Source organism: Streptomyces sp. NPDC056452 (assembly GCF_042796085.1).
GTDB lineage: Bacteria > Actinomycetota > Actinomycetes > Streptomycetales > Streptomycetaceae > Streptomyces.
Genome location: NZ_JBHTRI010000017.1, coordinates 106,087 through 121,495, shown reverse-complemented (window position 1 = coordinate 121,495; position 15,409 = coordinate 106,087). Strand labels below are relative to the sequence as shown.

The 15,409-nt window shown below is 69.9% G+C and carries 6 protein-coding genes; 5 read left to right on the top strand and 1 reads right to left on the bottom strand.

Annotated features, from left to right (window positions below; translation table 11 throughout):
• Nucleotides 1-50 precede the first annotated feature (50 nt).
• The 5 genes from ACFQ6X_RS18585 (at nucleotide 51) to ACFQ6X_RS18565 (ending at nucleotide 14,135) form a co-directional block, all read left to right on the top strand.
• Nucleotides 51-3,911, top strand: coding sequence for a S8 family serine peptidase (locus ACFQ6X_RS18585; protein WP_383182724.1), 3,861 nt, complete (start codon nucleotides 51-53; stop codon nucleotides 3,909-3,911).
• Nucleotides 3,912-4,299: 388 nt separating this feature from the next.
• Entirely contained in the window at nucleotides 4,300-8,013 is a 3,714-nt protein-coding gene (locus ACFQ6X_RS18580; RefSeq protein WP_383182723.1) for a S8 family serine peptidase, read from the top strand.
• Between the two features lie 298 nt (nucleotides 8,014-8,311).
• Entirely contained in the window at nucleotides 8,312-12,121 is a 3,810-nt protein-coding gene (locus ACFQ6X_RS18575) for a S8 family serine peptidase (protein ID WP_383182721.1), read from the top strand.
• A 401-nt stretch (nucleotides 12,122-12,522) separates the two neighbouring features.
• Entirely contained in the window at nucleotides 12,523-13,392 is an 870-nt protein-coding gene (locus ACFQ6X_RS18570) for a GyrI-like domain-containing protein (protein ID WP_383182719.1), read from the top strand.
• A 356-nt stretch (nucleotides 13,393-13,748) separates the two neighbouring features.
• Entirely contained in the window at nucleotides 13,749-14,135 is a 387-nt protein-coding gene (locus ACFQ6X_RS18565) for a DUF6281 family protein (RefSeq protein WP_383182717.1), read from the top strand.
• A 117-nt stretch (nucleotides 14,136-14,252) separates the two neighbouring features.
• Here ACFQ6X_RS18565 and ACFQ6X_RS18560 read toward each other — a convergent pair whose 3' ends face one another.
• Nucleotides 14,253-15,197: a LuxR C-terminal-related transcriptional regulator gene (locus tag ACFQ6X_RS18560; RefSeq protein ID WP_383182715.1), complete on the bottom strand. Its 945-nt coding sequence runs from the start codon at nucleotides 15,195-15,197 to the stop codon at nucleotides 14,253-14,255.
• Nucleotides 15,198-15,409: the final 212 nt, after the last annotated feature.

Sequence of the window (15,409 nt, the reverse complement as noted above, 5' to 3'; positions counted from 1 at the left end):
CAGAGTGCCCCCCGGCGAACGGTATCGATCCCTACACATACGGAGCTGATGTGTATCCCCTCCCCACCGCCGGCCGAACGAGGCTGAGAACCCTCGCGGTCGCGGCGATCGTGCTGGCCGCGGTCGCCAGTACGCCAGGTTCGCCGGCAGCCGCCGGGACACAAGCGCCGACGGCGACAGGCGTGGTCGGTGCCCCGGCGCAGAAGCCGGTGGCCCAGACGTCCCGCATCACCCTCATCACAGGCGATGTCGTCACGACCACGCTCGAGGCCGGACGCGTCAAGGCGGTGAACGTCCTCTCGGCGGGCGACCGGCCGACCACGTTCCACACGTCGACCGGTGCCGACGGCGACCTCTACGTCTATCCGCAGGACTCCACCGACGCGGTCGACTCCGGCCTCGTGGACGCCGAACTCTTCAACATCACCCAGTTGATCAAGGACGGCCGGGCGGACACACGCACCGATGAGATCCCCGCGCTGGTCGCCTACGCGGGCAGACCGGTCACGCCGAAGCTCAGCAAGGCGGCCGACGACCTCCCCGCCAGCGAGCGCAACGCGACGCTGCCCAGGCTCGGCATGACCGCGGTGACCGTGGAGAAGGAGGAGGCCGCGAGCTTCTTCCGCGCCGTGCGGTCCAAGGGCAGGGCGCCGGGGAGGCGCGCGCAGTCCACCGACCCGGCCATCACCCGGCTCTGGTACGACGGCAAGGTGAAGGCGACCCTCGACCGGAGCACCGCGCAGGTCGGTGCCCCCGCGGCCTGGGCCGCGGGCTTCGACGGCAAGGGAGCGAAGGTTGCCGTCCTCGACTCCGGTATCGACCTGGACCACCCCGACGTGGCAGGGCGGGTGAGCCTGAGCCGGAGCTTCGTCCTCGGCGAGGACGTCCAGGACGGCTTCGGTCACGGCACGCACGTCGCCGCCACCATCGCGGGCACCGGCGCAGCGTCCGGTGGAAAGTACAAGGGAGTCGCGCCCGCCGCCGACCTGATGGTCGGGAAGGTCCTGAACAACAGCGGTGGCGGCGACTTCTCCGACGTCATGGCCGGCATGGAATGGGCTGCGGCGGAGGGCGCCGACGTCGTCAACATGAGCCTCGGAACCGCGGCGACCGCCGCGCGCGACGCCTTGACCGAGGCGGTCGACTCGATGAGCGCCTCGACCGGAACCCTCTTCGTCATCGCGGCCGGCAACAGCGGCCCGGGAGAGGTGACCGTCGCCACTCCCGCGAACGCACCCTCCGCGCTCACGGTGGGTGCGGTCGACCGGGCAGACGTGATGGCGCCGTTCTCCAGCCGTGGCCCCCGGATCGGTGACGCGGGCATCAAGCCCGAGATCACCGCACCGGGCGTGGGCATCGTGGCAGCCCGCGCCGCGGGTACGACCCTCGGTATACCGGTCGACGCCCACCACATAGCGATGAACGGCACCTCGATGGCCACCCCGCACGTGGCGGGTGCGGCCGCGATCATGGCGCAGCGTCACCCGGACTGGGACGGGCAGCAGATCAAGGCCGCCCTCACCTCCCACGCCCGGCAGATCAGCGGCCAGACGGTCTACGAGCAGGGATACGGGCGGCTGGACATCGCCGCCGCCGTCGACTCCGACCTCTCGCTCGCCGGCACGGTCGACTACGGCCTGGTCATGTGGCAGGACGGTACGTTCGACAAGCGTTCCCAGAAGCTCCGGATCGCCAACGAGGGCAGCGAAGCGGTCGAGTTGACGCTGGATCTGGCGGTCACGGAACGTGCCGGCACGCCCCTTCCGGCCGGCGCGCTCAGCCTGAGCGGCGGCGACGGGACGGCAGCCGGCAAGGTGACCGTGCCTGCCGGCGGAAGCGCCGAGCTGACCGCGACGCTCGACCCCGACCTCGTCCCCGCAGGCCGGTACACCGGCGCCCTCACGGCGACCGCACCCGACGGCCGGACCGTCCACACCCCGGTCGGCTTCATCAAGGAGACCCCGCGGCGGGCCGTCACCGTCGACTTCAAGGACCGGCTCGGCAAGATCCCGTCCATGGTCGAACTGACCGTGCAGGGCCTGGACAACACGTATGTGACGGGCCATCGCCTCCGAGGCCGGGACAGCTTCAGCCTGCGCCTGCCCCTGGGAAGGTACTCCATCATCGGCACCCTGATCACGGACGATCCTGCCGGTATCGAGACCGTCGAGTACGCCACCGACGTGTTCGCCTTCCCCGAGATCGACCTCACCCGTGAGCCACAGGCACTCCACGTCGACGCGGCGCGGGCGAAGGACCTGTCACTGGACGTCGCCGATGAGCGCGGACCCCTGGAGGCGTCGCACTTCACCCTGACGATGCAGCGCACGTCGCCCGGTGGCGCGATGACCCAGATGCGCGGCTACACCGACGTCCAGGCGGCCTCCGACGAGAAGTACGGAGTCATCCCCAGCGGAAAGGCCGTCACCGGCGAGTTCGTGCTCTCGACCTTCGTCGCCGTGCGCGAGCCCCTCCAGAAGCTTACCGTCACCCGCCCCGTGCGCGAGGACATCGCGGTGCGCGCCCCGGTCAACACCGCGCGATTCTCCGGAACGAAGAATCTGGGCCTCGTGGACGTGGGCGCGGGCGGCCGGGCGGAGATCGCCGACGCCGACGTGCGGGGCAAGGCGGTCCTGGTGACCTCGGACAACCTGGTCGGGATCACCGATCAGGCGCGTTGGGCCTCCGAGGCCGGCGCCGAGGCGGTCATCGCCGTACCTCCGCGGGAGGGCCCGCGCGCCGGCTTCGTCGGCACCGGTCTGACCATCCCGGTCACCGTCGCGGGCTACGAGGACGGTAGGCGTCTGGTCGAACTCGCCGGGCGGGGCGGCGTGACCATCGCCTTCACCGGGGTGAACGAGTCCCGCTACACCTACTCGGCGCAGTACTACGACACCGGTGCGTTGCCCGTGCGGGCGGCCCGGCGCGCGTCCACCGAGGACTTCGTCACCGTCAGGAACACCTTCCACTCGGACCGCGTCCGTCGCGTCGGCTGGGAGATACTCAACGCCTGGGGCCCGTACGGCATCCCCTCGCTCCAGACCGGCCAGGCGCTCGGCCAGGGAGGCACCCGCGAGGACCACATCCTCGCCGACAACCGGGTCAGGTACCAGCAGCTGGTAGCCCCGCACACCTCGTACGCCGCGCAGATGGTGAGCCCCGAGACCGTCTACGAGCGGCCCGGCCGCACCTATCGTGCGGACTGGTACGCCGCCCCCATGCATCCGTCGGCCCACACGGAGCTGGCCTGTTCCTTCTGCCGTACGGACAAGGGCGTCTTCTTCACCGCCAACTCCGGAGGAGACTCGGACCCCGGCCACGCGATCGTCGCCGGGCGGCTTCCCACCTGGACGTACTACCGCAACGGCGAGAAGGCGACCGATCTCGAGCACCTCATGGTCCCGGAGCCTGCGGACTACCGGGTCGTCATGGACACCAAGCGCTTCGGCGACTACACCGGGGTGACCTTGGGCTCCACGACCCGTACGGAGTGGAGCTTCCGCTCCGCGGTCCCGCGGAAGGCGGAGATCAAGGGCTGTGGGGACGTCGTCGCGGGGGCGACGCGGTGCGAGCCGCTTCCCGTGCTGCTGCTCGACTACACGATGCCGCTGAACCTCTTCAACGAGGCCCCGGCGGGCCGCCCGTTCGACTTCACTGTCCGTACCTCCCGGCCGCGTGGTCGGCACGGCGGTACGGACGTGGCGGGCGCGAAGGTCTCCGTCAGTTACGACGGCGGGACGACCTGGAACGAAGCGCGCACGCGACGCGCGCACGACGACTCCTTCCGGGTCACGGTCGCCCACCCCGAGCGCGCTGCGACGGACGGGTACGTGACGCTGCGCACGGAGGTCTGGGACCGCGACGGCGGACGCACGGTGGAGACCATCAGCCGTGCCTACGCGCTGAAATAGCCCCTGGAGCGGCACCTCATCGGCCGGCCGCCTCCCTGCGCCCAAGAGGCCGGGCAGGCGGCCGGTAAAGGCTCACCTCGGCAGGGTCCCGGGGCAAGCACGTGGCGTATCAGGGTCATTGACGCCGATGTGCCAGAGGAATGTCTGTACGGAGCGGCGCCGAACTGGAACCGTTCCTCCCGGATCAGCCGGCACGTCAGCTGCGATCCGGGGTCGTCGAGCGGCCCTCGCCACGTGCGTGCGCACGGCGAACCGTCCCGCGCATTCGCCCGCATGACCTCGACCGGCCCACAGGCGTGAGCGATGCGCATCCCGACGACCGTCCGAGGCCGTGCCCCGCAGGGGTGCGCGGCCCCGGCCACTCTTTCCTACAGGAGACATCACTGCCATGCACCGACCCATACTCAGAGCATCGACAGCCGTCGCGCTCGCCGCGCTGATAGGCGCCACGGCGCCCGCCGCCCTCGGCGCCGACACCGCGCGGGAACCCCGGGTGAGCGCCCTGAGCCCCTCGACGTCGGCGGCCATCCACACCGTCCGTCTCATCACAGGTGACACCGTCGTGGTCACCGGCACCGGCGCCGAACAGAACGTGTCCTTCAAGCCTGACGGTGACAGCCCCGAGGGCATCGCGCGCATCGATCAGACCGGTGACCAGATCACCGTGATCCCCGACGAGGTGCGCCCGCTCCTCGACGCCGGAACCCTGGACCCCCGCCTCTTCGACATCGACGCGCTGATCGCGCAGGGCTACTCCGACGGCGCCGAACTGCCGCTGATCGTCCGGGGCACCAAGGCGGACGTGCCGCTCCCGCAGGGTGCCGGGAAGGTGCGCAAGCTGCGCGGGCTGAAGTCGGCAGCGACGCATGTCGAGGCGGGCCGCACCAGCGTGTTCTGGTCGGGGCTGCGGTCGAAGCAGAAGGGCGCCTCGGCCAAGAGGCTCGCCACCGGCGTCGAGAAGGTCTGGCTGGACGGCAAGGTCCGGGCCACCCTGGCCGACAGCGTGCCCCAGATCGGCGCACCCCAGGCATGGGCGGTCGGCAAGGACGGCAGCGGCGTGAAGGTGGCCGTGCTGGACACCGGGGTGGACGGGACCCACCCCGACCTGGCGGGACGGGTCGGTGAAGCCCGCAACTTCACGGAGACCGAGGACGCGGTCGACCACCACGGCCACGGCACACACGTCGCCTCCACGGTGGCGGGCTCGGGGGCAGCCTCCGGAGGGAGGAACAAGGGGGTCGCGCCCGGCGCCGAACTGCTCGTCGGGAAGGTCCTGAACGACGAGGGTTCGGGCAGCGATTCGTCGGTCCTCGCGGGTATGGAATGGGCTGCGCACAGCGGCGCCAAGGTCATCAGCATGAGTCTGGGCAGCCGTGCAGCCTCCGACGGCACCGATCCGCTGAGCGAAGCCGTCGACGAACTCACCGCCGAGACCGGCACGCTGTTCGTGATAGCCGCCGGAAACGCCGGCCCGGACCAGACCACGATCGGCTCGCCCGGCGCCGCCGACGCGGCGCTGACCGTCGCCGCCGTCGACAAGCAGGACAAGCTCGCCTCGTTCTCCAGCCGCGGCCCGCGCCTCGGCGACAACGCGCTCAAGCCCGACATCGCGGCGCCCGGAGTCGATATCGTCGCGGCCCGGGCATCGGGTACCACCATGGGTACGCCCACCGGTGAGTCCTACACCTCGGCCAGCGGCACGTCGATGGCCACCCCGCACGTGGCCGGAGCCGCCGCCATCCTCGCCCAGGCCCACCCCGAGTGGACCGCCGCCGAGCTCAAGGGCGCGCTGATGTCGAGCGCGAAGACGCTTGCGGGCGGAGCGTTCGCCGAGGGCTCCGGGCGTGCCGACATCCCGGCGGCCCTGGACCAGACGGTCTGGGCCACCAACGCGTCCTTCGGCACGGTCGCGGCCCGTGGTGCCGCGGCCCCGATCACCCGCAAGGTCACGTTCCACAACTCGGCCGACCGGGAGATGACCGTCTCGCTGGCCGGATCCCTCAAGCTCGACGGCGGCGCCGTCGCCGCCGGCGCGCTGACCTTGGGTGCCGACACCTTGACCATTCCTGCCCACGGCAGCGCGGACGTCGACGTCACGGTCGCGCCCGACCTCGCCACCGCCTACGGGACGTACACCGGGACCATCACGGCAACGGGGGAGGGCGTCACCGCGCACGCCACCGTGGCACTGAACCGCGAACAGCCCGCGATCAAGCTGACGTTCACAGGTCTGATGCCCGACGGAAGCCCCGCGACCAGCGCCAGCACCGTCACCCTCCGCGATCTCACCGACTCCGGCCCGCCGGTCCAGATCCGGGTGGGAGCCGACGGTGTGGCCACGGCCCAGGTCAAGCCGGGGCGCTACACGATCTTCGGACACCTCCGCAGGAACAGCGACTTCGTCACCTTCGGGATTCCGGACATCGAGGTGGGCGACCAGGACGTCGCCGTCTCCGCCGACGGCCGCAAGGCGCGGCCCATCAAGGCCCGGACACCCCTGCGCAGCGAACTGCGCAGCCTGATCCTGTCGGTGGGACGCCGATCCGGTGAGCAGTCGACCGGCGCCTCCTCCACCTTCGTGCTCGGCCGCGCAGGTGGTCACCAGTGGGCGCTGCCGAGCGCGAAGCCCAAGGACGGCACCTTCGGGACGAACGTCAACTGGATCCTGCAGAGCCCTCCGATCGTCGCCGAGGCCCAGCTGCGCGACGACGTGGACCTGCAGGCCGAGTCGTTCACCTTCTCCGGCAGGTTCGACGGCCAGCGTCGACTGGCCGTCGCCGACGTCGGCACCGGATCGGCCGCGGAGCTCGCGGCCGTCGATGTCAAGGGCAGGCTGGCGATGGTACGGCGGACCGCTGACGTCGACGTGTACACGGTCCTGCCCCGACTGGTCGAGGCGGGCGCCGCCGCGATCATGGTGGTCAACTCGGCCGACGAACGGCTTCCCGGTGCGATCAGCACCACGGTGCCCGTCTTCGGCGTCCCGAAGAGCCGGGGCGACCTGCTGACCCAGGCCCTCACCCGGGGGCCGGTCCGTGTCCGGCTCACCGTCGAGAGCAACCCCTCGTACCTCTATGGTCTTGTGCGCGGCGAGGACGACGGCATCGCCGCCGACCAGACCTTCGATCCGGACCGGCGCACGTTCGCGGACATCGCGATCAAGAACTACTCGCCGGCCGCGAACCCCGACGACGTCCGCAACAGCCAGGACGGCTGGCTCGGCTACAGCACTGTCGCGCAGCGCGGCGCAGGGTCGTTCGCCGACATGGCGTTCGGCACGACGCAGCACGTCTACGTGAACGCCGAGGACGCCAAGTGGCAGCGCGTCGTCGTGCCCGGTAACGGCGCCTCCATGGTCTCCATGCTGCGTCCGTACACGGCGGGCAAGGAGGTGACGGAGGAGTGGTTCAAGCCGGTGCAGCGCCCGACGTCGCCCGTCGACGTATACGCCCCCGGGAGCGGTATGACGCCGTCGAGGAATGACGAGGAGATGCTCGTCCAGATCCCCGTGTGGGCCTCGCCCGACGGCCACTTCTACGAGGGCGGCGGCTCCATGGCGCCGGGTGATGTGGACGAGTTCCGCGTCTACCGCGACGGCGCACTCATCGGCACCGCCGCCTACCCCTATGCCTCGATCACCGGACTGCCCGCGCAGAAGTCCCGGTACCGCTTCGAACTCGACGCGAAGCGGACCCAGGAGTGGTGGCAGGCCAGTACCGAGACGCACACCGCTTGGACGTTCGACTCCGCGCAACCGGAAGGCGTCGACTGGCACACACTGCCGATGCTCCACGCCGACTACGACCTCCGGGGAGTGGCGCTCGACAGTTCGATCAAGCCGCGGGCGGCATACAAGCTCACCGTCTCCTTCCGCAGCGCCGACGGTTCGCGGTCGCCTCTCAGGTCCGCGTCGGTCGAGGTCTCGTACGACGGTGGGAAGACATGGCAGCGTTCGGCCGCGCAGACGACCTCACGGGCGGCGACGGTGCAGTTGAGGGCTCCGAAGGGGGCCGCGTCGGTCTCCCTCCGCGTGATGGGGGAGAACGCAGCGGGCAGTCGCATCGAGCAGACCGTCATCAACGCGGTACGCGTCGCGGAGTGACGTGAACGGAACGCCGAGGCCGGCCGGCGGGAGCGCCCGGCCGTGAACAGGGCCGGACTCACGGTGAAGTACACCGGAGTCCGGCCCTCGTGCGTGAACTCGTGGGATCCGCCCGGGCGTTGGTGGTCCATGAGCCTCCGTGACGCATAGGTGCCGGTGTCACCTATGCGCCGCGCCTCGACCTTCTGCGGGCCCGATCACCGCCGGTAGCGTCTCGGACACACGCGCTGGAACCAGGCCGTGGCCGACCGGCCGCGGCGCGCTCCGGCGCGATCCGAGCCTCATCCAGGAGGAGCCCATGAAGCGCCCCCAGGGGAGAACGAGAAATCGACTGCTGGCCACCTGTCTGGCCCTCGCAGTCGGTGTCACCCTTCCTGCCGTGACCGGAGCCCAGGCGACACCCTCGCCCACGGGTCTGGTCGCACCCGCTGCGGGAGCAGCGAAGCCGTCCACGGTCACCCTCATCACCGGGGACCGGGTGACGGTCGACGTCGACGCCGGCGGCCGTCAGTCCGTCGTGGCGACGGCGGCCGACGGCAAGGCCAAGACGTTCCAGACCATGACGGACCCTCAGGGGAACCTCTTCGTCTACCCCGACGACGCGGTCGAAGGCATTGCCTCGGGTGCGCTGGACCAGCGTCTGTTCAACGTCACGCAACTGATCAAGGACGGCTACGCGGACGGCCGGGCCGACACCCTGCCGGTCATCGTCGCCTACCAGGACAAGCCGACCGCCGCGACGCTGAAGAAGCGGGCGGACGCGCTGCCCGGCGCTGATCGCGGCGCCGTCCTGGACCGGCTCGACATGACCGGAGTGGCGGTCGCCAAGAAGGGTGCCAGCTCCTTCTGGCAGAAGGTGAAACCGGTCAGCAAGGCGCCGCACGAGGGCACCCCGGTCACCGCGCCCGGCAGCGCAGGCGTGGCCAAGCTCTGGTACGACGCGAAGGCGAAGGCCACCCTGGACCGGAGCGTCCCGCAGATCGGCGCCCCCGAGGCATGGGCGGCCGGATACGACGGCAAGGGTGCCAAGGTCGCCGTCCTGGATACGGGCATCGACCTCACCAACGCCGACGTCAAGGACCGGCTGACCACGACGGCCAGCTTCGTTCCCGGACTGCCGGTGGACGACGGGCAGGGCCACGGTACCCACGTCGCCTCCACCATCGTCGGCAGCGGGGCCAACTCCGAGGGCCGGTTCAAGGGCGTTGCTCCCGGCGCGGACCTCCTGGTCGGCAAGGTCCTCGACAACGGGGGCAGCGGCCAGTACAGCTGGATCATGGCCGGCATGGAATGGGCCGCGGCTCAGGGTGCCGACGTGATCAGCATGAGCCTCGGCGGAGCTGCTTCATCGCCCGACGACGCCATGACCGAAGCGGTCGACCGTCTGAGCGCCTCGACCGGCACGCTCTTCGTCATCGCGGCCGGCAACGCGGGCCCCGGCGAGACAACCATCGGCACGCCCGGCACCGCGGACTCGGCCCTGACGGTGGGCGCCGTCGACAAGTCCGACGTCCTCGCGGGCTTCTCCAGCCGGGGCCCCCGGGTCGGGGACAGTGCCATCAAGCCGGAAATCACCGCCCCGGGAGTCGCCATCGTGGCCGCCCGCGCCGCAGGCACCACCATGGGCACCCCGGTCAACCAGTACTACACGTCGGCCAGCGGCACCTCCATGGCCACCCCGCACGTCGCGGGCGCCGCCGCGATCCTCGCCCAGCGCCACCCCGACTGGAGCGGTCAGCGGATCAAGGACGCGCTCACCACGCACTCCAGGACCGCCACCGGTCCGACGGTGTACCAGCAGGGCAACGGGCGCGTCGACATACCCGCGGCCCTCGACCCCGAGCTGGAGATGTCCGGCACGGCGGACTTCGGCCTCATCGAGTGGCAGGAATCGGGCTACGAGAAGGAGACCCACAAGGTCACCCTCACCAATCCGACCTCCGCAGACACCACGGTGACGCTCCGTGCCGAAGCGGGCAGCACGCTGCCCGCCGGAGCGCTGACTGTCACGTCGGAGCCGGTCACCGTCCCGGCCGGCGGTTCCACCGAGGTGACGGTCGTCCTCGACCCGAACGCTGTCCCGAACGGTCAGTACAGTGGCCACCTCACGGCGACCACCGCGAGCGGTGCGAGCGCGCACACGGCCATCGGCTTCATCAAGGAGGCGGAGCGCCACGGCCTCACGCTGAACTTCAAGGACCGCAAGGGCAAGCCGGCGAACCTGGCCTCCTTCCTCGTACTGGGGCTGGACAACGGCTACTTCGCCAGCACGTCGGCCGCCGGTGGAAGCAAGGAGCTCCGTCTGCCCGCCGGAAAGTACTCGGTCACCGGCCGCCTGGAGACCGCCGGGACCGGTAACGCGACCGAGAGCTACGCCACCGACCTCTTCGCCCAGCCGGAGATCGACCTCAGGGACGGCGACGTCGCGGTGACCGTCGACGGAACGAAGGCCACGGACTTCGACGTGCGGCTGCCCGACGAGAGCCGGGCGCTGGAACGCTCGGACTTCTCGTTCCAGACCGTCCGGTTCACCGAGAACCGTGCCCTGCACGTCGTGTCCGGCATAGCAGGCCTGCTCAACTGGTCCGACGAGCGCTACGGCGCGATCCCGGTCGCCGAACCAGCCACCGGCGAGCTGTGGATATCCGTCCACTACTCCAAGCGCGAACCGCTCATCCGGGCCACCGTGACGCGGCCCGAGACGAAGACCCTGTCGGCGAAGACGTCCAACTACCTCCGGCGCTTCGAGGGCACGCGGAAGTACGACGTGGTGGATGCGGGCAGTGGTTCGGCTGCCGACCTCGCCGCGACCGACGTCAGGGGCAAGGCCGCCCTGGTGCACGTCGACCGCACCGAGAGAGCGGGCACGACACTGCGGGCCGTCGAAGCTGCGGGTGCCGAGGCCATCGTCGTCGCGCCGAACGACGACTCCCCGCAGATGTTCCTCGCCACCGGAGTCACCGTGCCCTACCTCGCCACGACCTACCGGGAGGGCCGGGACCTCGCCACCGCCGTCGGGAACTCGCCGCGTACCAGCATCACATTGGAGGGCGTGAAGGAGTCGCGCTACACCTACGCGGGCGAGTGGGACTTCAACGAGGGCATTCCCGCGAACATGCGCATGACTGTCCGGGCCAACAAGTTCGCCAAGGTCATGAACGCCTACCACACGGACGGGGAGGAACGGGTCGGATACCACACGCTGCACTCCTGGGGCCCGTTCCCCATGACCTCGTTCCGCTCGGCCCAGTTCCTGCAGCAGGGAGAAGTGCGGGACGACTACATCCTGGCCGCCGAGGGCGCCACGTACAGGCAGAGTGTGACGGCCGGCACCAACTACGGTGCCGAGATGACGGAGACGGTCAAGAGTTACCGACCGGGCGCGACGCACCGCAGCGACTGGTTCGGCCCGGCCATGCACACCGCCAACACCACCGACTACGCCTGCAACTTCTGCCGCACTGACGCCGGAACGGTGTTCCAGCCGCAGCTGGGCGGGGACGGACAGAGCGACCACTACCTCAGAGGGGGTCGCGCTCGGGCGTGGACGTACTACCGCGACGGTGAGCCCATCCCGGCCGGTGAAGCGATCATGGTCCCGGAGAGGGCCACGTACCGGTTCGAGGACGACTCGGTCAGGTCCAAGGATTACCCTGGCGTGACACTCGGGTCGAAGATCCACACCGAGTACACCTTCGGATCGGCAGCCCCGAGCGCCATGTCCGTCAAGGACTGCAAGGTCACCGTGCCCAAGGCGACCTTGTGCGAGGCGCTGCCCGTCGTACTGCTCGACTACGCCATGAAGGCCGACATCCTCAACAGGGTCGACGCCGATCAGGACTACACCCTGACCGTCGACGCGTCACGCTCCAAGGGCTTCACCGGATCCACCGACATGGCCGGAGCGAAGGTGTCCGTCAGCTACGACGGCGGCGCCACCTGGCAGCGGGTGCCGGTCAGCCGTAAGGACGGCAACACCTTCAAGGCCACGTACGTACACCCTGAACTCGCTTCCACCGACGGCTTCGTGAGCCTGCGGACGGAAGTATGGGACGCAGCGGGTAACAGCACGGTCCAGGACATCACGAAGGCGTACGCGCTGAAGTGACCGAGCGTGCGTCGCGGCAGGCACATGCCGCGACGCACGGTGACAGTGAGGGCCGCCGACCGCTGGTGCGGGCGACGGCCCTCTCGCGTGACGGGTCCGGCGAGAACGCGCACCAGAAGGCTGACGAAGATCTTGTCGAGAGGGCTTGTCCGGTGAGCCGAAGCACGATGGTCGTCACCAAGGCAGGCGGGTTGTCACAACGGCTGCCGGGCGGGCCCCGCCCAGCCGTGACTGAGCGCTCCCGTCGGCGGGCGGAACGTTTTGCAGCCGTCGGAAGGACTGCTGTGGCAGGAGTGTGTGTCCACTGGCGTGTCCGTCCAGGCACCTGATCGGATCGGTTCGCAACGGTCGGGTACGGCCGGGGTACCTGCTGCCAGGGTTGGAGTCGAAAGGGAGGCCTCGTGATCTCGGCACTCAACCAGCTCGTCGATCTCGTCGAGGAGCACCTCGTCGAGGAGCTCGACGTCGGCGGGCTGGCCGGAGCGCTCGGCACGACCGAGTACCACCTGCGCCGGATGTTCTCGTCGTTGGCCGGTATGCCGTTGTCGGAGTACGTGCGACGGCGCCGCATGACCGTCGCCGCCGCCGACGTCGTCCGGGGCGAGGAGGACCTGCTGGGCATCGCCGTCCGCCACGGATACGGCTCGAGTGAGGCGTTCGGACGCGCGTTCCGAGCGGTCCACGGTGTCGGCCCCGGTGACGCGCGCCGTGACGGAGGCCCCTTGCGCACGCAACCGCAACTCAGGTTCCGCCTGACCGTCGAAGGGATTCTCCCCATGGACACCCGCCTCGCCGACCGCCCCGCGTTCAGACTGGTAGGACACGCAGCCCGGGTTCCGCTCATTCACCGGGGCGTCAACCCTCATATCCAGGAACACATCACCGCGCTGCCCCAGGAGGAGCATGTGCGACTGAAGGCCCTCAGCGACACCGAACCCGCGGGCTTGCTGCAGGTCAGTGACGACCTCGACCCCGACGGCCGGGAGGGCAGCGAACTGACCTACCTGCACGGAGTCGCTCTCAGCCCGGACACACCGGTCCCGGACGGGCTCGACACCATCGAGGTACCGGCCGGAATGTGGGCGGTCTTCCGTACCAGCGGACCGCATCCGCATGCCCTGCAGACGACCTGGGCCGCGACCGCGACCGAGTGGTTCCCCTCCAACCCGTGGCGGCTACGGCCGGGACCTTCGGTCGTCGCGGTCCTCGAGCGCGCGGACGATTTCAGCACTGCGACCTGCGAGCTGTGGCTTCCCGTCGAACCCGTGTGACGCACTTTCGACGACAGGGCGCGGCTGAGCGGTTCCGCTGGGCCGAGTTGCACATCAGCTGGCGCTTCGCATGCCTGCTCGGATTTTGCCGCGCCGCCGGTGTACCAGGAGCAGCGGCTGCCACCGCTCGGCTGACCTGAGTGTGATCCTTGCCGCCCGCCCCCAGGCTGCAAGATCACATCTCGGGTCGAAAGAAGCGTGGCAAGGGAACCTGATCCGAATTGCCGACGTCGGATTTCGGAACACGAAGACCTCACCATGGGCACGGTCTCATTCCCGTGCTGAGCGATGGTGAGGCCATGTGGCAGGGAGGAGGCACTCCTCTTCTTTGCTGCATCTACTGAGGGGGGACACGCATGAGCTGGACCGGGCGATCCGCCGGCTTGCTGGGGGCGGCGGCCATGGTGATGTCAGTGGCCGCGTGCACGGCCGACAGCGGTGGCGGTGGGGCCTCCTGCGTCAATCGGTACACCTACCAGCACAGTTCGTATCGTGACGTGGCGAACGTTGAATTCACACCCGGGAGGAAGCTCGGCGTCGCCACCAAACCACCCTGCGAAGACACCGGCGGCCGGGACAGGAGCGAGGAGCCGGATACGACGGCGACGGCCTACGAAGTGGACGGCATCTCTCCCAAGGTTGCCATCGCCATCGGGGACACACCGAAGACAGCCACGTTCTTCGCCGTCGACTCCGGCTCAGAGCTCCCGCCCGAGGTGCAGAAACTGATCGACGGCTCCTGATCTGAAACGCGGGGCTCGGTGTGGTTCCAAAGCTGACGCCACACCGAACCCCGCGCCAGAACGGGCGGCCATGAAACGGACGTTCAACAGGCGATTGATCACGACTCGATACACGCCCTAATGGGTGAGCCACCCGCCGCGCGCCGCGTGCCAGGCGAGCTGCGCGCGGTTTCCCACGCCCGCCCGCTCCATCAGCCGGGTCAGGCGGCGCTGCACGGTGCGCACGCTGGTGCTCAGCTGGCGGGCGATCGCCGCGTCCGTGAGCCCGGCGAAGAGCAGCCCGAGCAGTTGGATGTCTGACGCGGGCAGTCCGGCCTCCGTCACGTCCGTCTCGGCGTGCACCGGGACGAGCGGGACGCTGCGTTCCCACAGCAGCTCGAACAACGAGACCAGGCCCTCCACGAGCGTGCTGCCGGACACCACGAACCACTCGCCGGGCCGGTCGTCGCCGCCGGGGAGAAGCGCCGTGGTCCGGTCCGAGATCAGCAGCTTCAAGGGAAGTTCGTCGAGGACGCGTACCTGCTCGCCCGCGGCCTGGTAGGAGGTGATGTCGGCGACGGAGTGCGGCTGGTCCAGGGCACGCCGGTCGTAGATCGACCGGCAACGGACGTTCCGGTCGAGGGTGCCCAGGACATCGAGGGAGACACCACCGTGGATGACGAACGGAGGCCTGCTGAGCACGAGCAGCTCCCGGGCGGTGTTCGCCACCGTCTCCGCATACCGGCGCCCGCACCGCTCCGCGCCCTCGACCACCTCGACCGGGCCTGCCACCGCACCGGGCCGGTGGCCCGACCTGTACTCGTCCATCAGCCGGGCCAGCCCACCGCGGGCCCGGTTCAGCTCCCGCTGGCGGCACTCCATGAGCCGCTCCACCGCAACTTCCGGAGCCGCGGCCACCCACCGCTCCGGCGCGCCGGCAGTCAGGGCGACCAGTTGCAGCGCAGCCAATGCCTCGGTCCGTCGTGCCACTTCCGCGTGCGGCTGATGCAGCGCAGCGGCGAGCTCCTCGGCGGACGCCGGGCCCGAGCGCAGCAGGTGCCGGTAGAGCTCTTCCTCTCCCACGGTCACCCCCAGGGCTGCGAGTCCGACGTCTGTGGTCTCCCCGCTCCGGCGTAGTGCACGCCGCATCTCCCACCCCAGTTCCTGCCGTGTTTCTCTCCTCGGGCGGCGGACGCTAGACCACGCCCATTACCCGGGCGTTGCCACGACGGGGGTGTCCGACAGGGCAGGCGGCCCATGCGGTGATGGTTCGGCCCGGTGCTGCACCCAGCGAC

Bases quoted from the DNA above. Each gene is read 5' to 3' on its own strand.
- ACFQ6X_RS18575 (WP_383182721.1), top strand. From the start codon at position 8,312: ATGAAGCGCCCCCAGGGGAGAACGAGAAATCGACTGCTGGCCACCTGT.
- ACFQ6X_RS18565 (WP_383182717.1), top strand. From the start codon at position 13,749: ATGAGCTGGACCGGGCGATCCGCCGGCTTGCTGGGGGCGGCGGCCATG.
- ACFQ6X_RS18580 (WP_383182723.1), top strand. From the start codon at position 4,300: ATGCACCGACCCATACTCAGAGCATCGACAGCCGTCGCGCTCGCCGCG.